The 21049-nt window shown below is 68.8% G+C and carries 16 protein-coding genes and 5 pseudogenes; 15 read left to right on the plus strand and 6 right to left on the minus strand.

The window, feature by feature from the left end:
* Positions 1–115 precede the first annotated feature (115 nt).
* From AOQ53_RS42675 to AOQ53_RS45895, 7 genes and pseudogenes are all read left to right on the plus strand, one after another.
* Positions 116–914, plus strand: a pseudogene (locus tag AOQ53_RS42675) (IS5 family transposase).
* Positions 915–1046: 132 nt separating this feature from the next.
* The gene (locus AOQ53_RS08510; protein WP_059416372.1) at positions 1047–1877 is read left to right on the plus strand and encodes a hypothetical protein; all 831 of its coding nucleotides are present in this window, start codon (positions 1047–1049) and stop codon (positions 1875–1877) included.
* A gap of 1260 nt (positions 1878–3137) precedes the next feature.
* On the plus strand, positions 3138–4196 hold the full coding sequence (locus AOQ53_RS08515; RefSeq protein ID WP_059416373.1) for a bifunctional DNA primase/polymerase: 1059 nt from the start codon (positions 3138–3140) through the stop codon (positions 4194–4196).
* Positions 4193–5722, plus strand: coding sequence for a DNA primase family protein (locus AOQ53_RS08520; protein ID WP_059416374.1), 1530 nt, complete (start codon positions 4193–4195; stop codon positions 5720–5722). Before AOQ53_RS08515 ends, AOQ53_RS08520 begins: the two co-directional genes overlap by 4 nt.
* A 190-nt stretch (positions 5723–5912) precedes the next feature.
* Positions 5913–6296, plus strand: coding sequence for a DUF6009 family protein (locus AOQ53_RS08525; protein ID WP_059416375.1), 384 nt, complete (start codon positions 5913–5915; stop codon positions 6294–6296).
* A gap of 328 nt (positions 6297–6624) precedes the next feature.
* A complete protein-coding gene (locus AOQ53_RS47645; protein WP_059416376.1) occupies positions 6625–7653 on the plus strand; it encodes a M28 family peptidase in 1029 nt (342 codons plus the stop codon).
* Between the two features lie 104 nt (positions 7654–7757).
* Positions 7758–8027, plus strand: a pseudogene (locus AOQ53_RS45895) (imine reductase family protein); the annotation flags it as partial.
* Here the strand turns inward: AOQ53_RS45895 and AOQ53_RS08540 are convergent.
* On the minus strand, positions 8027–9055 hold the full coding sequence (locus AOQ53_RS08540; RefSeq protein WP_059416377.1) for a DMT family transporter: 1029 nt from the start codon (positions 9053–9055) through the stop codon (positions 8027–8029). The pseudogene AOQ53_RS45895 and the gene AOQ53_RS08540 sit on opposite strands and share 1 nt — an antisense overlap.
* A 148-nt stretch (positions 9056–9203) precedes the next feature.
* Here AOQ53_RS08540 and AOQ53_RS08545 point away from each other — a divergent pair, with 148 nt between their 5' ends.
* Positions 9204–9656, plus strand: a complete 453-nt coding sequence (locus tag AOQ53_RS08545) for an Lrp/AsnC family transcriptional regulator (RefSeq protein WP_078945208.1) — start codon at positions 9204–9206, stop codon at positions 9654–9656.
* A 6-nt stretch (positions 9657–9662) separates the two neighbouring features.
* Positions 9663–9866: a DUF6185 family protein gene (locus AOQ53_RS08550; RefSeq protein ID WP_059416379.1), complete on the plus strand. Its 204-nt coding sequence runs from the start codon at positions 9663–9665 to the stop codon at positions 9864–9866.
* 156 nt (positions 9867–10022) lie between these two features.
* Here AOQ53_RS08550 and AOQ53_RS08555 read toward each other — a convergent pair whose 3' ends face one another.
* Positions 10023–10409 carry a fic family toxin-antitoxin system, toxin component gene (locus AOQ53_RS08555; protein ID WP_059416380.1) on the minus strand — a complete coding sequence of 129 codons (387 nt, stop codon included), beginning with the start codon at positions 10407–10409 and terminating at the stop codon, positions 10023–10025.
* A complete protein-coding gene (locus AOQ53_RS08560) occupies positions 10406–10705 on the minus strand; it encodes a type II toxin -antitoxin system TacA 1-like antitoxin (protein ID WP_236711625.1) in 300 nt (99 codons plus the stop codon). Before AOQ53_RS08560 ends, AOQ53_RS08555 begins: the two co-directional genes overlap by 4 nt.
* Before the next feature lie 53 nt (positions 10706–10758).
* Here AOQ53_RS08560 and AOQ53_RS08565 point away from each other — a divergent pair, with 53 nt between their 5' ends.
* The 3 genes and pseudogenes from AOQ53_RS08565 to AOQ53_RS08575 all read left to right on the plus strand — a co-directional run bounded on the left by AOQ53_RS08565 (position 10759) and on the right by AOQ53_RS08575 (position 13052).
* Positions 10759–10968, plus strand: coding sequence for a relaxase domain-containing protein (locus AOQ53_RS08565; protein WP_059416382.1), 210 nt, complete (start codon positions 10759–10761; stop codon positions 10966–10968).
* A gap of 191 nt (positions 10969–11159) precedes the next feature.
* Positions 11160–12268, plus strand: a pseudogene (locus AOQ53_RS08570) (MFS transporter); the annotation flags it as partial.
* Between the two features lie 220 nt (positions 12269–12488).
* Positions 12489–13052: a TetR/AcrR family transcriptional regulator gene (locus AOQ53_RS08575; RefSeq protein ID WP_236711628.1), complete on the plus strand. Its 564-nt coding sequence runs from the start codon at positions 12489–12491 to the stop codon at positions 13050–13052.
* Between the two features lie 301 nt (positions 13053–13353).
* On the opposite strand, the gene AOQ53_RS08580 is transcribed toward AOQ53_RS08575, so the two are convergent.
* From AOQ53_RS08580 to AOQ53_RS08590, 3 genes are all read right to left on the minus strand, one after another.
* The gene (locus AOQ53_RS08580; protein ID WP_059416384.1) at positions 13354–14271 is read right to left on the minus strand and encodes a cupin domain-containing protein; all 918 of its coding nucleotides are present in this window, start codon (positions 14269–14271) and stop codon (positions 13354–13356) included.
* 186 nt (positions 14272–14457) lie between these two features.
* Positions 14458–14937 carry an RICIN domain-containing protein gene (locus AOQ53_RS08585; protein WP_059416385.1) on the minus strand — a complete coding sequence of 160 codons (480 nt, stop codon included), beginning with the start codon at positions 14935–14937 and terminating at the stop codon, positions 14458–14460.
* Between the two features lie 903 nt (positions 14938–15840).
* Entirely contained in the window at positions 15841–17862 is a 2022-nt protein-coding gene (locus AOQ53_RS08590; protein ID WP_059416386.1) for a cell wall-binding repeat-containing protein, read from the minus strand.
* A 412-nt stretch (positions 17863–18274) separates the two neighbouring features.
* On the opposite strand from AOQ53_RS08590, the pseudogene AOQ53_RS08595 reads away from it, so the two are divergent.
* From AOQ53_RS08595 to AOQ53_RS47990, 3 genes and pseudogenes are all read left to right on the plus strand, one after another.
* Positions 18275–19881 (plus strand): annotated as a pseudogene (locus tag AOQ53_RS08595) (ISAzo13 family transposase).
* A 233-nt stretch (positions 19882–20114) separates the two neighbouring features.
* A pseudogene (locus AOQ53_RS47985) lies at positions 20115–20450 on the plus strand (AraC-like ligand-binding domain-containing protein); the annotation flags it as partial.
* A gap of 138 nt (positions 20451–20588) precedes the next feature.
* Positions 20589–20858, plus strand: coding sequence for a helix-turn-helix transcriptional regulator (locus tag AOQ53_RS47990; protein WP_408055142.1), 270 nt, complete (start codon positions 20589–20591; stop codon positions 20856–20858).
* Positions 20859–21049: the final 191 nt, after the last annotated feature.

Here is a 21049-nt window from a genome sequence, read left to right on the forward strand (position 1 = left end):
CCACACAACACGGGATCACGTACCTCTCCACCGTGCCACAGGAAGATCATTCTGCAAGGACCCCTAAGAGGGCGTCTCAACTGGCGTGATCGTTAGGTTGGGTGCCGTGATGGCGATGGTGGAGCGTCTGGTGCCGGACGCGTTGTGGGAGTTGTTCCAGCAGGTGGTGCCGGCCGCTCCGGTGAGGCCGCAGGGCGGGGGCCGACGTCGGTATGGGGACCGGCAGGTGCTGGCGGCCATAGTGTTCGTGGCCACGACAGGCTGTACATGGCGGCAGCTGCCGCCGGGCTTCGGCCCGTCCGGGCCGACGGCGCACCGCCGCTTTACCGAGTGGAGCCAGGCCCGTGTGTGGGGGGCAAACTCCACCGCCTGGTCCTGGACAAGCTCGGCGCCAGAGGCGAGCTGGACTGGTCGCGGTGCGCCATCGACTCGGTGAACATGCGCGCGATGAAAGGGGGGACCTGACAGGTCCGTATCCCGTAGATCGCGGCAAGAAGGGTTCAAAGATCCACTTGATCACCGAGCGGACCGGTCTGCCCCTCTCGATCGGTATCTCCGCGGCGAACACGCACGACAGCCAGGGACTTGAACCCCTGGTACGGGGCATACCTCCCATCCGTTCCCGGCGCGGGCCACGCCGACGGCGGCCCGCCAAGCTCCATGGAGACAAGGGCTACGACTACGACCACTTGCGGAAATGGCTCCGCTCGCGAAACATCACCCCGCGCCTCGCCCGCAGAAACATCGAGTCCTCCCAGAAGCTGGGCCGCCACCGGTGGACCGTGGAGCGGACAGTGGCGTGGCTGTCTGGGTGCCGCCGCCTGCACCGCCGCTACGAGCGCAAGGCCGAGCATTTCCTGGCCTTCGCCGGTATCGCGGTCAGCCTGATCTGCTTCCGCCGACTCGGCGGTTGAGCCATTCCCCTATGATCTCGATCATGGGCAACTTCTCCTGAGCGGGCCGCGACGGTCCACAGACATCCGCCCGGCAGGTGCCGGGCCCCGTCAGCGTGCCCGCACGCTCACCTCAGGAGACACGACCACACCATGTCCGTTCACTCTGCCCGTTCCGCCCTGGACGACCGCATCGCACGCCTGCGACAGCTCGCCCACGCCGACGCCCGGCTGGAGGGCGTACTGCTCTACGGCTCGTGGACCGTGGGCGAGGCCGACGCCCATTCCGACATCGAGGCATACCTCTACATCCAGGACGACCATCTTGCCGACTTCGACGGCCCCGGCTTCCTGGCGCAGCTCGCCCCGCTCAAGCTCTCCTACACCAACATGTACGGCATCCTCGCCGTCGTCTTCGACGACCTGATGCGCGGCGAGTTCCACCTCACCCCGGCCGGTCCCGGCATCGACGAAGTCCCCACCTGGCAAGGGATGGTGCACCTACCCCGCCCCGACGACGCCGTCCTGCTCGACCGCACCGGCCGGCTCACCCAGGCCGCCCGACAGCTGGCCACCTTCCAGCCGCCCGAGCCGGTGACCACCGCCCAGCAGCTCACCGACGAGCTGACCAACTGGACGCTCATGCTCGCCCACGTCCTCGCCCGCGGCGAGATCGCCCGCGCCCACGCCCTGTTGCACACCGTCATCGCACCCCAGCAACTCCAGCTCTGCCGCCTGTTGCGCAACACCACAGCCCACTGGCTCACCCCCAGCCGCGCGCTCGAACAGGACCTGCCCGACACTGACCGCCATCGCTACACCTCCACCACGGCTACCGCCCGCGACCAGGACGTGCGCACCGCGGCACGCAGCAGCTGGCGCTGGAGCCGCGACCTGGCCGCCGAGGCCGCCGACCGCTGGACCATCCACCTGCCGCACGAACTCCACGAACAAATCAGCAACCGCCTGAACAACCCTCGCTGACCCCATCCGGCTGGGGCCACCGGACTCATCCAGTGGCCCCAGCCTGGCGGCCGCGGCCGCCGCACAACGCCAATTGAGATCATCTCTTAGTGGCGACGGCCTGTGCGCCGACGTCGCGGTCATCGTGACCAACGGGCGGGTCACCGAACCCGCCGCCGTGCAGCAGCAGCCGTGCAGCCGGCATGCAGCGCTGGCGACCGGAGCGGCGCGATGCGGCCCGCCGGGTGGTTCTGGAGGACCAGAACCACCCGGTTCACCTGGTGCCACCGGCTCCGGCTTCGCGGTCGGCGCCGGGCCGGGGCTCGCCCCCTGGCGCGTTCTGCTGTTCCAGAACAAGCCGGCTTAGCTGGTGCTACCGGATTGATCGCGAGGGTACGAAGAAGGCGCCACACCGGGGTGCAGCGCCCGGGGTGCTGCACGGGGCCAGGAGCCCCGCTGGAAGGCCGGTCAGGGTCCTCGGTGGAGTGGTAGCCGGTGGGGGCGAGGTTGGCCACCTGTCGGCCAACATCTGGGTGGACAGCGGTCCCACCGAACGACCTGACGATCAGTGACTGTGTCCTCTTCGGTCCCTGCTACTCAGTCCCTGGGTAAAAGTGCAGGTCAAACGGGCACGAAGCTCAGCCAAGGGACTCAAGGGACTCTCGTTCGGAATTATGAGCCAGTCTTGTGTGCAGGTACGCGCGGGCGCATCTGCCTGTCTACAGGTTGTAGCTGGCTGATAATTGAGGATTCCAGTCCCTACAGTCCCTTGCGAGTGGTTCATCGCGCCTCCGACCTGCGGAAATGTTCAGGGACTGTGGTGAGGGACCAAAGGGCCGCGGCAGGCGGCTTCGTCTCTGCCGCTCCGTGGCGGGCCGACGGCTGTAGCGGCCTGGGGGCACCGCTCGGTGATAAGTCCGGCCTTGTTCACGGCTGCGCTCAGGCTCCAGTCCCGGCCGCGCGGCGGAGCATGCGCTTGCCGGTTATGCGAAATTGCGGTCCCTCCAGCCACTCTCAATTCGGACATTACTCCCATCGGTTGTGCCGTGGAGCGACTCAAGGGACCGTAGGGACCCTGAGAGCTGATAGGCCGCCACGCGGGGGAGCTGCCGCCCACCATCGTTCTTGGGTCCTAGACTCTCTTCCAAAACACAGTCCCTACGGTCCCTTGGGACCCTCACCACAGCATGCGGTCACTGCATCAGCTGGGGCCTGTCAGGGACTGAAGGAAACGAGAACCTCGAAGAAGGACGACGCGTGCCCGGCCCCAGCGCGACGAGAGTGCCTGCAGGCCCTGCGAGGCCTGCCACACCGCATGCCGTTGCCCGGTGGTGCGCCGAGCAGGGCTGGCCTGTCCATCCCCTTGCGCCGGGCCGCAAGACGCCCGCGGGAAACTGCGCAGCCTGCAAAGATCAGCACCATCAGCCGGCCGACTGCGCCTGCCTTCCCGCAGGCCGTCCATGCCACGGGTTCCACGCCGCGACGACCAACGCCGCGCGCATCGACGCCTGGTGGTCCCGCACGCCAACCTGGGGCGTCGGCGTGGCCTGCGGGGGAGCGGACCTGATCGTCATCGATATCGACGCGCACTCCGCGCCGGTCCCCGACCGCAACCGCCTCCTGCCTGGCATCGCCATCCACGACTCTGTCGACCTGGAGGGTCTGGCGTCCGGCTTCGACACCCTCGCGCTCCTGGCGGCACTACGCCGGCAACCCAGTCCCGCCGACGACGACAGCACGCTGCGCGTGCGTACCCCCTCCGGTGGTCTGCACGTCTGGTACCGAAACCCCCACCCAGCCACACGATTCCGCTGCTCGACCGGATCCAGCTCCAAGGTCGCCCTGGCCTGGCAGGTCGACGTACGGGCCGACGGCGGTTACATCGTCGCTCCCACCACCCGCACCACCCAGGGGACTTACCTGCGCGAAGGGCCGACCCGACTGCCTGCCCCCCTGCCCGAATGGCTCGGCGAAGAACTCGTGAGGACCGGCCACGTGATCCAGCGCCCACCGGTCCGCCCCAAGCCCGAGGTCCCCCGCGCCCGCCGTCCCCGAACCGCTGCCGACGGGCAACGTGTCCTGGACCCCTTGCTCCTGGAGGTCGCTGAGTGCGCGGCCACACGTGAAGGCGCGGCCTTCACCGAGAAGCTCAACAAGGCCGCATACACCGCCGGAGGACTCACGGCAGCCGGGCATCTCGACGAACGCACCGCGCGGACCCTGCTGCTCAAGGCTGCCGAGGCTGCGCGCCCCTGGCAGAGTGCCCGCAACGAACGCATCGTCGACGACGCCCTCGTCGCCGGGGCCGCCCGCCCGCTCCACCTCGAAGGACGTTCATGAGCAGCGCCGAGACCCCGCGCTTCGACGCCAGCGCCGCCGCTCAGCAGATGCTGGACCTCGAACAGGCCGCCCCTCCGCCCGCAGCCCTGCCCGCCCAGGCCAGCACCTCCCCAGCCACCCCTTCCTGGGCGGAGCCAGCCCTCTTGCCCGGCACGCTCACCGACCGCGGCAACGCCAAACTGTTCGTCAAGCTCTACCGCGACCAGTTCCGCCACGTCGAAGGCCTGGGCTGGTTCTCCTGGGACGGTTACCGCTGGAAGCGCACCGGCGGCGAGAAAGCCGCCCTGTGGGCCGCGGGAGAGATGGCCGAGGACATGCCGGACAGCGACCCGCGAGGCTTGTTCAGCGACCGCGAGCTCCACCACCACAAGAAGCGCACTCTGTCCACCACCGGGATGAAGGCGCTCCTCACCCAGGCCAAGGCCTCCCCGGACCTCTCCGTGGATCCCGACACCCTCGACGGCGACCCCTACGCCTTGTGCACCCCCGCCGGCGTCGTCGACCTGAACACCGGCCTGCTGCGCAAACCGGACCCCACCCGCGACTTCCACTCCCGCGCCACCAGCGTCGCCCCCCAGCAGACCCCCACCCCGCGCTGGCACCGCTTCCTGCACGACACCTTCGGCGGCGACGCCGAAGGCCAGGAAATGATCAACTTCCTGCACCTGCTGCTCGGCTACTCCATCACCGGCGATGTCGGCGCGCAGGTCCTGCCCTTCCTCCACGGACACGGCAAGAACGGCAAGTCCGTCCTGCTTGACACCATGATTCAGGTCCTGGGCGACTACGCCGACGCCGCCCCACCCGGATTCCTCATGGACCGCGGCGCATTCTCCGAGCACTCCACCGAACTCACCGAACTCCACGGCCGCCGTCTCATCGTCTGCAGCGAACTCAAGCCCAACGACAAGTTCGACGAAGCCCGCGTCCGGCTCCTGACCGGCGGAGACAAAATCAAAGCCCGCCGCATGCGGCAGGACTACTTCTCCTTCAGCCCCACCCACCACCTGTGGCTACTAGGCAACCACCGCCCCGAAGTGTCCACCGGTGGCTTCGCGTTCTGGCGCCGCATCCGCCTGCTGCCCTTCGAACGCACCGTCCCCGACCACCGCAAGATCGACAACCTGGCCTTCGAACTCGTCCGTGACGAAGGCCCCGGCATCCTGCAGTGGCTCATCGAGGGCGCCCGCCGCTACCTCACCACCCGCGACAACCTCGAAGGCCCCGACCGTGTCCGCATCGCCACTACCGCGTACGCCAACACCGAAGACCACATCGGCCGCTTCCTCACCGAATGCTGCACCCGCGACCTCGAAGCCCAGCCCGACCTACGCGTCGAACAAGGCCTCCTCTACACCGCCTACGCCTCCTGGTGCAGCGGCGGCGAAGGCATCCGCCCCGCAGGCGCCCGCGCCTTCGCCACCCGCGTTCGGCAAGAGGTCGGCCTCGCCTCACCCGCCGACATGATCAAATCCAACGGCCGCAAGTACTACCCCGGCCTCGCCCTGCTGGACACACCCTCATGAACCAACCGCCGCACCACCACAGCGAACCACTGCGCCACCGCCCCGCCCATCAGGGCACCCAGATGCCCCTACCCGCCCTCAACGGACCGGCCTACCATGAAGCCGCCAGGGCAGGCTCAACAACAGGCGGCACACCACACCACGAGGCGGACCGCCATCCAGCCCCGCACACCAAGGAGGGCAACCAGCTATGAGCTCGCTACTGACCGAGGGCGATCTCACCCACGAAGCACACGTGGTGTGGCTGGAGAACCCCGAAAACCTCGACTACGTCCGCCAAGCCCTCGACAAGACCCCCCGCCGCCGCAACAAACCCCGCTACGCCCGCGACGGCCGTATGGTCGGCTACGCCGAGCTCGACGACCACGCCGAAGCCGACCCCGACAGCGGCCTCTACCGCCGCCGCGTCTTCTTCCTCCTTCCACACGACCGCGACGCCCAACCCGAAGGCCTCTACCAAGAAGGCGCCCCCGGAGAGGCGGTCGACCCCCGCACTATCGACGTAAGAAAGGTGGGGGAGAAGACCCCCCGCTCACAGAGGGGCCCTGCCGCCATAACCGGCTCACGCGCGTGACCTTCTTTGCGCGGCGTAGCGCCCTGGTTGCTGTACTGCACTATATTGATCTTGAGCGTGCCGCAGAACACTGTAGGTGTGCCTCGCGCTGGTGGTCCAAGGAAAGACGCCCCACTTCCTGTGGGGAGATGCAGGTGCAAGGCCTGCCCGGCGCTCCAACAAGACCGCACCCCAGGCAGCCGGGGTGCGGTCTCTGCGTTGATGACGTCAGCGAACGCACTTGGGCGATCGACAGAGCCGCCTAAGTTCTGTCTCCTTGATCAGCGCCGTGTCCAGGGGCTGTTGGCTGGTCGAGTTTGTCCTTGACCCCGCACATATCGGAGTGCCAGTGACCAACGACTCGACGGCGACGCACGGTCGGCCGCTTCCGGAAGCCGCTCGACTGCGGCGGCATGTGGAGTTCCTCGCCGTCGAGCCGCGCAGTCGGCTGCGGGCACCTCGGGCGATGCAGCGCGCCGAGGCGTATGTCCGTGACGAACTGACCGCCGCGGGCTGGCTGGTGGAGCGGCATCCGTTCGACGCCCGCTGGCAGATCGGCTCGACGGACCGGCACGGGCACCGGGCCCTCGCCCTCAAACCGCGGCTCCACCAGCGCCTGCGCGGAGCGAACCTCATCGCTTCGCTGCCCGGATCCGGCGACGGGCCGGCCGTGGTCGTCGGTGCCCATCTGGACAGCGTCAGCGGCAGTCCAGGCGCGGACGACAACGCCTCGGGCGTGGCGGTGCTCCTGGAGACGGCGCGCCTGCTGTCGGAGGCGCCCGTGGCCCCGCCCGTCGTCCTGGCAGTGTTCGACATGGAGGAACTCGGACTGATCGGGGCCCGTCAGGCGGCCCGTGAACTGGGCCGCCGCGGCGGTGTGCGGGGGATGATCTGCCTGGAGTCGGTCGGCTACTTCGTGGACGACCCGGGAACGCAGCGACTGCCCGCCGGCTTCGAGCGGATCTTCCCCGAGACGTCGGCCGAGGCCCGGGCGGGCGGTTACCGGGGCGACTTCACCCTCGTCGTGCACCGGCGCTCCTCGGCGGAGGCGGCCGAGGAGTGGAAGCGGGCCGCCGCGGCGGCGTCTCCGGCGGTCCCGGGTCTGCTGCTGCGGGATCCGCGCCCCGACGGCCTGTTGGGCCTGCTGATCGGACTGGCCGTGCCGCCCGCTGGCCACCTGGGGCGCAGCGACCACGCGCCGTTCTGGAACCGCGGGATCCCCGCGCTGATGCTCACGGACACCGCGAACTTCCGCAATCCGCACTACCACCGGTCGACGGACCTGCCGAGGACGCTCGACTACGAGCGTCTGGCCGCCGTCACCGCGGCCACCGCCGCGACCGCCATCTCGTGGCCCGATGCCCGACGTACGGTGTGAAACATGTCGCCCGGCACGCGACCGCTTGCCGATGTCGGTCCCATACCGCGACGTCGACCAGTCCGGCGAGCAGCTGCTGCTCCCCGACAGCACTACAGCCGCCTAGCGCCCCCGAGGAGCTCTGCCGCGAGCACCTGCCCACCCTTCAGCTCGGCGGCACACACACCCATCTCGGCGAGGAGACCGGCCGGGCGGCGGCGTACGACATCGCGCTGCTGGACATTTTCTGGACCACCATGGCGGGCTATGCCCACGCCCTGGCGGTGGCCAGGGCAGAAGGTGTCACCGCGCGGGAGCTGGCCCCGTTCGCCAAGGGCATAGGCGCGATCCTGCCGCCACTCTTCGAGGAGCTCGCGAGCGACACCCCTAGCGGCTACCGAGCCCCGTCGATCACTCCACGCGCGGTCGGTACAGCCGCTTCGGGCTCGTCCGGGACGGGCCCCGCCCCTGCCGTAGTCCGAGCGGCCGCAGTCCCGGAAGGCTCGCTTCCCCTCGCGCCCGGATTCGCCGCGGCCTCCTGTCCCCGCTCGATCATGCCCAGCGCCACCCCGATGATGATGATCACGCCGCCCGTCACCTGGGCGAGCCGGATCGACTCCCCGTTGATCACGACGGCGCCGATGACGCCGAAGACCGGTACCAGGTTGAGGATGTTGACCGCGACGCTCGACGCCATCCTGCGCAGGCCGTAGTTGTAGAGCAGGAAGCCGCCGACCGAGCACGCCACGGCCAGGTAGACCAGCAGTGATGAGGCGGTCGCGCCCGGCATCCGCCAGTCGTCGGCCTCCAGCAGGGACGCGAGCAGGAAGCCGGCCGCGCCCGCCAGGGTCTGGTAGTAGGTGACGCTCGTGGCGTCCTGGCCAGCGCTCGCGCGCTTGCCGAGCACGTTGTAGCCGGCCCAGGCCAGCCCGCCGAGCAGCAGCAGGATGTCCCCCAGCCAGCGCGAACTGCCGCCGACCTCGGCCCCGTTGCGTACGACGAGGAAGGCGCCGACGGTGGCCAGCAGCACGCCCGTCACACGCGGCAGCGGCATCCGGGTGCGGAAGACGACCAGTTCCACCAGCATCGTCATCAGCGGGTACGTGGCCACGATCAGCGACGCGTCGGATGCCGTGGACAGGTCGACGCCGACGTTCTCAAGGATGAAGTACACGGTGATGCCGAGGAACCCGCTCAGGTAGAGCTGCCGCCGCTGCCGGGGGTCCGGACGGGCCGGGCGGTGCCTGCTCAGCCGTACCATCACGCCCAGGAGTAACGCCGCGAGGGTGAACCTGATGGCGCCGATACTGAGCGGGCCGACATCCTCCAGCACCTGCTTGGTCACCGCGTACGAACTGCTCCAGAACAGCGCGGCCGCCATGACCGCACACACCGCCCACACCGTGGGTCCTCGTTTGCGCATAGCAAGTCGCCCCTCTCTACTACCCCACTGCCGCCCACCGCGCTGGGACCGAACAAAAACCGGTCAACTAGGCTGGACGTTAACAAGATCATCGAAGGTCATGCGAAGAGTCCGAATTACCTTCGGAATCCGGCGGGGTGAGGCAAGCGTGGACGAACTAGATTCGGCGTTGGTGCGGATGCTCCAGGAGGACGGTCGGCGCACCAACCGGGACATGGCCCGGGAACTCGGTATCGCCCCGTCCACGTGTCTGGAGCGAATCCGGTCGCTGCGCAGGAGCGGCATCCTGACGGGATTTCATGCGGAGGCAGACCTCGCGGCGATGGGCCGCGGGTTGCAGGCGGTGATCGCCGTACGGGTCCGCCCGCCGACACGTGCGGTGATCGAGGCCTTCCAGACCTTCTTGGAGGGGATGCCCGAGGTCGTCTCGATCTTCGTCCTCACCGGGAACGACGACTTCCTCGTGCACGTCGCCGTCCGGGACACCGACCATCTGCACGCAGTGGTCCTGGAGAAGCTGGCCAAGCGCCCGGAACTCGCCGACGTACGGACGTCGGTGGTTTATGGGCACATGCGCAAGAAGGTCATCGGTCCGGCGTGACACCGGGTGGCCGCCGTCCGGCCGGACCAGGGCGACCTCGTTGTCCGCGGCTCCGTCTACCAGATGCGGTTCTTCTCCGTCCAGGTCGCCCGGCTGCCCGCGCAGGCCGCGGCCAGCGTCACCATCTGGCGATTCCTCGCGGAGACGGGCGGCTCCCCGTTGGAGAACAGCGGTGTCAGCCAGACGCCGTGGACGCGGGCCGCTTGGTGAGGACCTCAGGCCCGCAGCCGCAGCGCCGGGGTGGTCGTCATCCGGTACCCAGGTGGAAGCACCCACGACCAGGATGGAATCCGCTCGGCAGAGGCACTCACACCTCCGGAGGGAGGCGGACAGCGAGCGCCCGCTTCCAGGGGGACACCAGCCGGGTCAGAAACTGCTCCACGCGCGCAGCCGGCGGCCGATCAGGCCGACCCCCATCGCGCCGGATGCGGCGTCCCGCACCAAGGCGACTGCCTCCTTCGGCGGATAGTCGAGCCGACGCCCGTTCAGATCCAGATAAGCCTCGGTGGAGTGCCAGGCGAAGGCCTCGTTGGAGTGCTCCAGACACGGCAGTTTCGCCAGAGTCTGAAGGAGCGCGGCCGCTTTCAGATACACCGACCCGTAGATGTCGCGTTCCATAGCCCGGGCATTGACCCGGGCTACCGCCGCATAGAGTGGGCCATAGTCGTCCACCTGAGGATCACCGGGGAGCAACTCGGCCGCGTGCAGGAGAAAGCCCACGTCAAGAGGGTGGAGCGGATCGTTCTGGCTCACGCGGCGTGTCCCCGCTCCTGCTGCTCCTCAAGATCACGCCGCGCCTGCTGCTCCGCAGACCGCTGCTCCGCAGCGGGATCGGCCGTGCCGGCCTCCTCTGCGAACGCGTCGCCGCTGCGGGCCATCGATGCTCTGAACGCGTCAAGGAAGCGCTCCTCCACGGCGGTGGCCCGGGCGTAGGCGGCCGACAGGATGTACTCCTGCAGGCTGACACCTTCCTGCCGCGCGGCGGCCTCGATCGCGGCCCGCTGAGCCGGATCCGGAAAGCGGAGGTTCATGGCTTTGGGATGAGACATGGTACCGAGGGTACCGCTGATACCAGAGCCCGGCCATAGCGCAGGAACCGGAGGTGGAGGCGTGCGAGGCGCTGGGGCTGGCCTGCGACCCCCGCACCGTCGCCCCGGGCCGCCGGCCGGTCATGGAAGTCGCCGGCGTCCCGCACGAGCTGATCCGCTGGACCTCCCGCCGCAGCGCGCAGGCAGCCGCGTGCCTCACCGACCTGGAGCACGAGTACGTAACCACCCGGCGGAGCGGCGCACCTCCCAACGGTCCGCGTTGAAAACCTAACGTTCGCTCAATATGTTGCGAGTGTTCAATTTTCTTCTCGTCCGGATCCATCGACCGGAGGTGTCCTCCGCCGTGGCCAATCCCTACCGCGAACTCTTCCGCGCCCCAGGCGCCGTGGCCTTCTCCGCCGCCGGCTTCGTGGCCCGTATGCCGATCTCCATGACCGGCATCGGAATCATCACGATGCTGTCCCAGAGGCGCGGCGAGTACGGGCTCGCCGGAGCCGTCTCCGCGACCTTCACGCCTCCATGGCCCTCTTCGGGCCGCAGGTCTCCCGCCTCGTGGACCCCGCGGGGCAGAGCAGGGTGCTGCTCCCGGCCACCGGCGCCAGCGTCGTCGCCATGGCGGCGCTGCTGCTCTGCGCCCGCTATGACACCCCCGTGTGGACGCTCTTCGTCTTCGCCGCGCTCGCCGGCACCCTGCCCAACATGGCCGCCATGGTCCGGGCCCGGTGGACCCATGTGTACCGGGACTCGCCCCGGCTGCACACCGCCTTCTCCCTGGAGTCGGTCGTGGACGAGCTGACGTTCGTCGTCGGCCCGGCCCTCTCCGTGGCGCTCTCCACGGCGGTCTTCCCCGAGGCCGGCCCGCTCGTCGCCGCCGCGCTCCTGGCCATCGGCGTGCTGCTCTTCGTCCCGCAGAAGCGGACCGAGCCGCCGGTCCACCGCCCCGAGGGAGACGCCAGCTCGGGCGGATCCGCCATCCGAGTCGGCTGTGTCCGCTTGCTGGCCCTGGTCCTTGTCGCGGGCGGCACCATCGTCGGCACCGTCGATGTGGTGAGCGTGGCCTTCGCCGAGGAGCAGGGCTCACCCGCCGGCGCCGGCATCGTGCTCTCCGTCTACGCCGTAGGCTCCGCCCTCGCCGGACTGGTCTTCGGGGCCCTCAAGCTCGCGATGCCGCTGCCCCGGCTGCTCGCCCTCGGCGTCACAGGCACGGCGCTCACTACCCTGCCGCTGCTGCTCGTCGGCAACATCGCCACCCTGGCCGGCGCCGTTTTCCTCTCCGGCATCTTCTTCGCTCCGACGATGATCGTCGTGATGGGCCTCATCGAGAAGACCGTCCCGCCGGCCAGGCTCACCGAGGGCATGACCTGGGCGATCACCGGCCTGAGCGTCGGCGTGGCGCTGGGCGCCGCCGTCTCCGGCGCGATGGTGGACCGGTACGGGCCTGCGGGGGGCTTCGCCGTCGCCATCGCCGCGGGCGCCGTGGCCCTGCTGCTCGGGATAGTCTCCCAGAGGCCGCTCACCCGCCGCCTCGCCGCCCGCGAGGCCGAGGCCGAGACCGGCGCTGTGAGCGAGACTGGGAAGACCGGTGCCGTGAGCGAGACGGGGACCGGGGCGGGCGCCGAGACCGGTGGGCAGGCCGTCGCCGGAGGCGGGACCGTGGCCGGGGACGGCACCTCCCCCTCCCCGGGCGGCACCGCCGGTGGCCTTCAGAACACGGCCGGAGCCCGCCCCTGACCAGTAGGTACGGTCCATGGAGCAGCCGGGCACAGGGGCGAGGAGCGCGGGAGTGAAGGTGATCGACCCGACCACGGACGGCCGTCGTCTCAAGGGCGAACGCCGTAAACAGGAGCTGATCGAGGCGACCATCCGTGTGGTGGCCCGCGAAGGGGTGGCCGGAGTCAGCCACCGGGCCGTCGCCCGCGAGGCCGGACAGCCCGCCACCGCCGCCGCGTACTACTTCAAGAGCATCGACGATCTGCTGACCGCCGCGCTCACCCGCTGCATGGAGCAGGACGCCGCGCGCATGCGGGCGCTCGCCGCCCGCACCGACGCCTCGCCGGCCGGGCTGCGCGAGCTGGCAGAGCTGATGTGCGCGGTGGTCACCCGCCCCGACCACCTGCTCGCCGAGTACGAGCTCTATCTGCTGGCCGCCCGCCGCCCGGAGCTGCGCAGCCCCACCCAGGACTGGCTGGCCGCCGTCGGCGAGTTCGGCGCCCGCTACACCGGCGATCCCGTACGGCTCCGGCTGCTTGCGGGTGCCATGGACGGGCTGCTGATGCAGGCGCTGCTGACGGACCGCCCGCCCACCGCCGACGACTACGAGGCGGTCCTGCGGCGGATCCTGCTGTAGCCGGCTGAGATGTCTAGACCGCTGCCCAGGTCCAGCCCGAGGTCGGCCAGTCGCTGGAGTTTGTCGGCGGTGAGCTTGGCGCGCCTCGGCTTCGTGTTTGCAAGAAACACCCCCAGCTTCACCTGAGTCCCGTCCGGCAAGACCTTGGCAGAACAGCGAAGGGCCTATGGGGCCGGGCAGGTGAACGGCCTACGCGCCCGCCGACTGCCGTTTCGACTGGTCCAGCGACAGCTCCTGACCGATGCCCCGCCAGCTGTCGCGCCCCCGAACACGGTCTGCGTAACCCGAATCTGGCTTGATCTCAGGTCAGCGGGGTGTTGGCCAGGACGCGGCGGAGAATATGCCAGGAGAGGTCGGATTCGGTGGCGAAGGGCCGCTGCTTTTTGGATTTCTCATCGATGTAGTTAAAGATGTCGCGGTTGTAGCTGTCGCCGTCGTGGTCGTGGACTGCGGTCTGCTCCGGGTTGAGGTAGACGTGGAAGCTGGCGCCGAATTCGGCGGTGGAGTTCATGTAGCCGGGGCCGGTGGTGCCGTCGCCGCCGTCCATCGGGCAGTACACCCGGTGCACGGCGTAGTTGTCTTTGGAGAGCCAGGCGCACTGGCCGGGGGTGAGGGTGAGCAGGCCGAGCTTGCGGGCGTCCCACTCGAGGTGTTCGTAGACCATGACGTCGAGCTGGCCGGCGAGGCAGAAGACGATGCCGGTGGTGTGGCCGTGGGAGTGGATGGGCGAGTAGTGCTGCGCCGGCCAGATCTCCAGGACGACGGGCGAGCCGATATCGCCCTTCGGATGGCCACCGGGGTGGAGGGGGCCGTGCTCGGTGGCCAGGTCGTCGTACTCGCCCCGGCCGGAGCAGGCGACGCGAATGTACGGCGGATGAGTCTGGTCACGGTTGTACTTCTCCAGCAGGATCTGGCGCAGCAGCCCCACCTTGTCGCCGGGTTCGGCGGCGGGGGCCAGATGCTTGCGCATCGCTTCGACCTCCCACGCGGACAGGCGCAGGTCCTCGGCCTTGCGTGCAAGGTCCATGACGGCCGGCGGGATCATCAGCTGGCGGGCGTACTCGTCGAACGAGGTGGCCTGCCCGATCACCAGCGACGGGAGGGCCTCGGCGCCCTTGAGGCGCAACTGACGTTCCTCTTCCTTGGTGATGTGGAAGGGGTACTTCGGCCCGCGGGGCTCCGGGGGACCGGCGGGGGTATGGGCGGCGGTCAGGCTCATGGGAAGACTCCCTCGTGTTTTCCGGTGAACGCAGCTGATGCGAGCCCTGAAAGAACTGCGGAAAGCCGTCAGCGGGTGGCCGCCGTTGCATCGGCCGTCCCGGCCGACGCTTGGCGGCCACCCGCTGATGGACCGGCACTGGTCAGGTAGAACTTCCGCGACAGGGGCCTTCGTGCTGGTGCGGGTTCAGCCCTGGTCCTCGGACGAGGGATAGATCCGCCACAGCTGGGAGAGGTTTGGTCCGCCCCACATGCGGGTCAGGCCTACCAGCCGGTCGTTGCCCTGGAGGTGGTCGGCGATGGCCAGGGCGTAGCGCGGGTGCACGACCGAGACCAGGTAGAAGTCGTTGCCTCGCTCTGCGTGGGAGACCAGCCGCCAGTGCTGGTTGAGGCTGTCCGTGCGTTCGCGAAGGGTGACGGTGTCGGGCGGGTTGGCCCCTGCGGTGAGGCAGCGGTGGTTGGCGTACGACTCGATGCGCACGGTGCCGTCGGCGTTCTGCCGCAGGAACCACTGGTGCGAGTTGTTGTCCTTGGCGAAGGGGTCCTGTGCCCAGGTCTGGGTGTGGTTGCCGACACCGTCGTGCCAGTCGTTGCACATGAAGTAGGTTCCGGTGACGTGGTGGGTCATCGTCACCGATCCGCCCGCGAGCAGTACGAGGTCGCTCAAGTCATGCTCCTCAGCTTCGGGTGTTCTTCGCAGGAGCGGGAGGCCCCTGCAACTCAGCGTAGAGAGCTGGCGGTTGCTACCCTGCGTGGCTAACCGGCCGTTTCTCGAGGTCAGAGGCTGTCCGGGAGATCTCGAACGGGGGGACGGCGCTACTCGAACGACCTAACTGAGCGTCACCCACATGTCCCGCACGCGGCGCGACGGTGTGGCAGCGCACCGCCGGATTCGAACGGGCAGTGCGCACGCCACTCGGCAGGCGAGAGCGGCAAGAACGAGAAACTGACAGCTGTCCCGACGAGCCGCCTGTCTCATACTGCGGGGCGATATTCAGCTTGCTGCGCCGCAGCTCCTCCAGCTCGGCCTGGGGCGAGGCGCCGGGGTCGGCCGACGCGGCGGCCTGGCTGCCCGGCGGCACCGGCGCCGCACCGTTGGGCGGAGGTACCGAGGCGCCAGGGTCAGCTGACGGGGTGGCCGCGCCGCCTGGCGGCACCGCGGGTGCACCGTTGGGCGGAGGTACCGAATCGCCGGGCGATGGAGGGACGGGGGTGCCGCCGGGTAAGGGCTGGCATTGGTGGCACCGAGACCCGGACCGCGCCCCGCAGCCTGAGGAACCCGCCAGCCCGCCGACACCGATATGCCTCGTGCCGCGCGGGAGAGGCTGAGCCCGCTCTGACAAGTCCAGCCGGGATTGTCACTGAGTCAGGGCAGACTGGTCGGATGCAGCTCACTCAGGGACGAAGTCGCCTCTTTCGTAACATCGTTGACAGCGGCGATGTCGATATCGCATCCGACGTCACGGCACTGGTCGGCAAGAACGCCAGGCCGGTCCCCGCCGCATCGTCCGAGCGGCCGCGACGAAGGCCCCGACCGGCTGACCGGTCGGGGCCCTGAAGTCCGCGAGGGCTACTTCGTCGCCGTCACGCGCAGTGGCGCGAGATCCGGGCTCGGCGCGGACCCGGTGCCGCCGGACAGCGGCTGCGCGGTCGTTGTCTGCGGCGCCACGCCCTTGTAGTACGGCGTGTAGACGTAGTGGGTGCCCACGCCGATCGCCGCACCGATCTTGGGGATGACGGAGGCGTCGACCGATCCCGAGCCGCCGAAGACGGCCACGTGGTACATGCTCGACGACATCCGCATCAGGTACCGCTTGGTCTCGTACGGCAGCGAGGTGACGTCGGTCCACAGCAGCGGGCCGTAGGTCGTCATCGCCGAGGACGCGGAGACACCGCCCCGCCAGCTCCCCACGGAGGCCACGGCGGCGTTCGACGGCAGCGACCACCACAGGTTGGCGAGCTGTATGGCGTTCGACTGCGGCGTAGAGCCGGCGACCCGGTAGTAGCTGTACGAGCCGGGCCAGTTCGGCATCTTCCCGGCCTTGTACGCCTTGGTCAGCGCCGACTCGGCGTCGGTCCCCACCGTGATGATCTTCGTCGTGCCGGGACTGTACTTGTTGAGGTACCCATAGACCGACGCGGTCATGGTCGAACCGTCGGTCAGCAGGACGGTCGCGGTACCGGCGGAACCCATGGAACCGGCGGCGGAACTCGCCGCGAGGGCGTTGTGGTAGTCGGTGCCGGTGGCGAGGAAGACGTACTTCGGCGTGCTGGTGATGGCCTTGGCCACGGCCACCGAGGTCGAGTAGCGCGAGACGTCGGACAGCCGCTTGGCCACGTACCCGAGCGAGGTCACCTTGGACGCCACCGCGCTGCTGAGGATCTTGGTGCCGCCGACCAGGTACACCGTCCTGCCCTTGGGCAGCATGCGCTTGAGCTCCGTCTGCACCGAGGAGTCCAGGCCCGTCCCGGAGGTCGTCAGCACCGGCCCCCGCTTCTTGCCGGCCAGCGATGTCGCGGTGGTGGCATAGGCCGCGTCGGACTTGCTGATGAGCACGGCCGCGTTCGCGTTCGGCAGGCCGGTTGCGCCGGCGCCGACCGTGTTCCAGGTCCACTTGGACGACGCGATGTTGGTGTCGTAGGTGTCGGAGCCGTAGACCCGGGAGATCGCATTGTCCCTGAGCGGCTGCCAGGCCACGTCGGTGCCGGTGCCCTGGGGCACCTGCGTCTGCGTGCCCGTGCCGAGGTCGTGGATCCACACCTGGGGTCCGCTGGGGACGTCGGGGTCGCCGGAGACGAAAACGTCGTACGCGATCCGGTTGCCCTGCGGCGACCAGGCGGGCCGGTTGTGGTTCACGGCGTCCGTGGTGAGCTGGGTGAGCCCGGTGCCGTCGGTGTTGACCTTGAAAAGCTGCCTGTGCCCGTCGATCGACCGTGTGAAGGCCACCGACCGGCCGTCCGGGGAGATGCTCGGGTCCTTCGCGTCGTCGGCCAGCTTGGTGAACGCCCCGGAGCGGCCGTTGTAGACCCAGACGGCCGGGGCGCCCGCGGTCCCGCAGCTCGTGCCCGTGCGTACGAAGGCCAGCATGCCGTTCACCGCGCCGCTGGGCTCGGAGTCGCAGCCGTCGACATCGGTGCCGAACAGGGCCTTCGGTGTGCGGGTGCCGTCGGCCGCGGTCAGCCGCAGCCGGCCGCCGGCCGTGAAGACGATGTCGCCGCCGCCGTACCAGAAGGTCGGATCGGCAGGATGCCAGCCACTGCCCGACGGCATGGCGATGTCGGCGCCGGTGCCCTCGGAGTCGGCCCATGCCGTGCGGATGTGGTCGTCGTAGTGGTTCACGAAGGCGACCTGGCTGCCGTCGGCAGACCAGGCGCCCTGGTCTCCGGTCGGGTGGAACTGGGACCACGATGACCCGTCGGGACGGACGAACGCCATCTGACCGCCGACGTCCGTGTAGAGCAGCTTCCCGTCGGTGGCCGGCCAGTTGCCGGGAACGGCGGCGGCCGACCCGGGAAGCGCGGCGATGAGGCCCGCCGCAAGCGCGGCGGCAGTGGTGAGCGCCGCGGATCTGCGGCGCGTACGCAGGTTCAATGTGCCCCCACAGTGAATGGATGGCTGCCGATCCCCTCCCCCAAGGCGAATGGACGGCTTCACGTTCGTCCGCACGACAGCGGCGAAACAGTAGCCGCAGGTCACGACCGCTGTGAAGACAGGGGCTCCCGGCTTTACTGGCCGATGACCAAGCGGCCGGAACCTGCGGTCGGCCGGCGATGCGTGCCGCCACCTCGCTCCGCGGCTTCGGCTGACGTACGACGACGCCCTTTCGAATGAGGCGAGCCCACCAGTACCACCCCGAAGACATGAGTCTCACGTGCCGCCGACTACTTGCCTCACGTGCCAGAAGCGCAGTAACCCATGTTGAGCTGCAAAGAAGACCTGACAACCCTAAGGGTCTGCCGATCATCAAGGTGTTGCTTTCAGAGCTGGGGCTCGGTGGTGTCGTATGCGCATCTCGGACGAGACTCGTGATCAACTCGCGGTGAAGTTCGCGGTGTTGTTCCCGCATCTGGACGAACGACAGCGGCGACTGCTGATGGCCGCAGAGGTCCGAGGGCTGGGACATGGCGGCATTCGAGCCGTGGCTCGGGCGGCCGGGGTGAGCGGGACAACGGTTCGCAAGGGCATGTCCGACCTGGACGCAGGCCAGTTTCTGACCGGACGGGTGCGGCGGCCGGGCGGCGGACGCAAACGCGTCGCGGACCTCGACCCTGGACTGCGGACTGCCCTGCTGAGTCTGGTCGAGCCGGAAGAACGTGGTGATCCGATGTCGCCGTTGCGGTGGACGACGAAGTCGACCCGCACGCTGGCGGCCGAGCTGACCCGTCAGGGACACCGGGTCGGTGCGGACACCGTCGCCGGCCTGCTGCGGCAGGAGGGGTTCCGGCTGCAGGCCAACGCCAAGACGCTTGAGGGCAGTCAGCATGCCGACCGGGATGCCCAGTTCCGCTATCTCAACGAGCAAGCACGCGATCACCGGGACGCCGGCCAGCCGGTGATCAGCGTGGACACCAAGAAGAAAGAGCTGGTCGGCGACTTCCACAACCATGGCCGCTCCTGGCGGCCCACGGGCGATCCGGTGCCGGTCCGCGTCCACGACTTCGCCGATCCGCAGCTGGGCAAGGCCATCCCTTATGGCATCTACGACCTGGCGGCCAACACCGGCTGGGTCAACGTCGGCACCGACCACGACACCGCCGCGTTCGCAGTGGAGTCGATCCGCCGCTGGTGGCACGGTCAGGGCCAGGCCGACTACCCGCAAGCTTCCCGGCTGCTGATCACCGCGGATCCAACGGCTATCGCACCCGGGCCTGGAAACTCCACCTCGCCCGCCTGGCCGCGGAAACCGGGCTGATCATCACGGTCTGCCACCTGCCCCCGGGCACATCGAAGTGGAACAAGATCGAGCACCGGCTCTTCTCCCACATCACGATGAACTGGCGCGGTCGCCCCCTGACCAGCCACGAAGTCATCCTCGAATCGATCGCCTCGGCCTTCACCCGCACCGGACTGCGGGTGAAGGCCGAGCTGGACACCAACACCTATCCCACCGGCATCGGTGTGGGCGACGCGGAAATGGCGGCCCTGCCACTGACCCGGCACACCTTCCACGGCGAGTGGAACTATGCCCTGCACCCCCAGCCGAAACCGGCCATCCCGGCAGCCCGCAGCGGCCGGCCACCGACACCGCAGCTGCTGTCCGACCCCGCACTGACCGGCCTGGCCCCGCACCAGCTGCAGCACCTCATCCGCACCCTGACACCGGCAGGAGACACCCGGCGCGGCCGCCCACCCCGGCTCACCTTCGCCGACCAGGTCCTGGCCACCGTGCTCCACCTGCGCGTCAACCTGGCCGCAGAACCTCTTGCCGTGCTGTTCAGCAGCAGCCGCACCGCAATGCACCGCACCCTGCTGAAGATCAGGCACCTGCTCGAAGCACAGGACATCACCATCTCGCCGGCCACCACCCCACCGGCCGCCCTGGCAGCCCTTCGAGCCAGAGTGGCCGCCCAAAGCAGCAGTCCCAACAGCAAGATCAAGACGACAGGTTAATGATCGGCAGACCCTTAGATAATGTGGGTCGTCGGCTTATTTCGGTGGCCGTAGAGCATCCGGTCTGACACGGCAGCTTGATTCGTGAGGCGTTGTCGGCGTACTCGCGAAAGTACTCAGCCGCGTACAGATGAACGTACTTAGACGGTGTCCTATGTGGTGAGGCGGACCAGTCGTTTGTAGCAGCACAGGGCTGCGGCGAGGCCGAGAAAGGCCAGGGTAGTTGCGCCACGGACTACGCGAGTGTCTCCTTACAGGTTCGCGGTGAGAGGGTGATCGACCGGAGCGTCGGCCAGACGGTGTTCCGCCCGGGGGCCCTGGCCTTCTTCGACACCACCTGTCCTTTCGCCACCGAAGTAACGGCGTCCTTCCGGTCGCACGTGTTCCAGATACCGCGATGGATGGTGGGCTTCCATGAGGCCGACCTGCGACCTCTCACCGCGGCGCCGATCGAGGCCGACACCGAGACAGCGGCGCTGGTCATCTCCTTCCTGTCCCGTCGCGCCGACCGAGCCGCCAGCCATCCTCCGCACGTCGGCGACCTCCTCGCTCGCAACGCCGCCGACCTGATCACCACCCTCGTCGCCGAGCGTCTGGAGCGCGATGTACCCGATATCGGCATAGACGCGGCGGGCACCGCCCTACTCCTGCGGGTCAAGGCGTTCATCGATCGCATCCTCGCCGACCCGGACCTTTCCCCGCAGACGATCGCCGCCGCCCACCACATGTCCGTACGCCATCTGCACCGGCTCTTCGAGAAGCAGGGCACCACCGTCAGCCGCTGGATCCAGCACAACCGGTTGGAGGCCTGCCGCCGCGAACTCGGGCGACCCGGCCGGAACGTGCCGACCGTCACTTCCGTCGCCCATCGGTTCGGGTTCACCAGCTCGACCCACTTCAGCCGCACCTTCCGCACCGCCTACGGCATGTCCCCCCGCGAGTGGCGCAGCACCAGGGGAGTCCACCGACAATCTTGAAGTTCTGAGGTCACTCCTACCCTGTCCGTCGAGGTCGCGGCCACCTACCCCCTGGACGACGCCCCCAAGGCCCTCGCCGAGTTCGCGTCGGGCCGGTACGCACGGGGCAAAGTCGTCGTCACCGTCTGACCCGTCCACGGCTCCAGCCATCAGTTCTCTTCCACCCGCCACCTTGATCCAGCGACCGCGCA

Source organism: Streptomyces azureus, assembly GCF_001270025.1.
GTDB lineage: Bacteria > Actinomycetota > Actinomycetes > Streptomycetales > Streptomycetaceae > Streptomyces > Streptomyces azureus.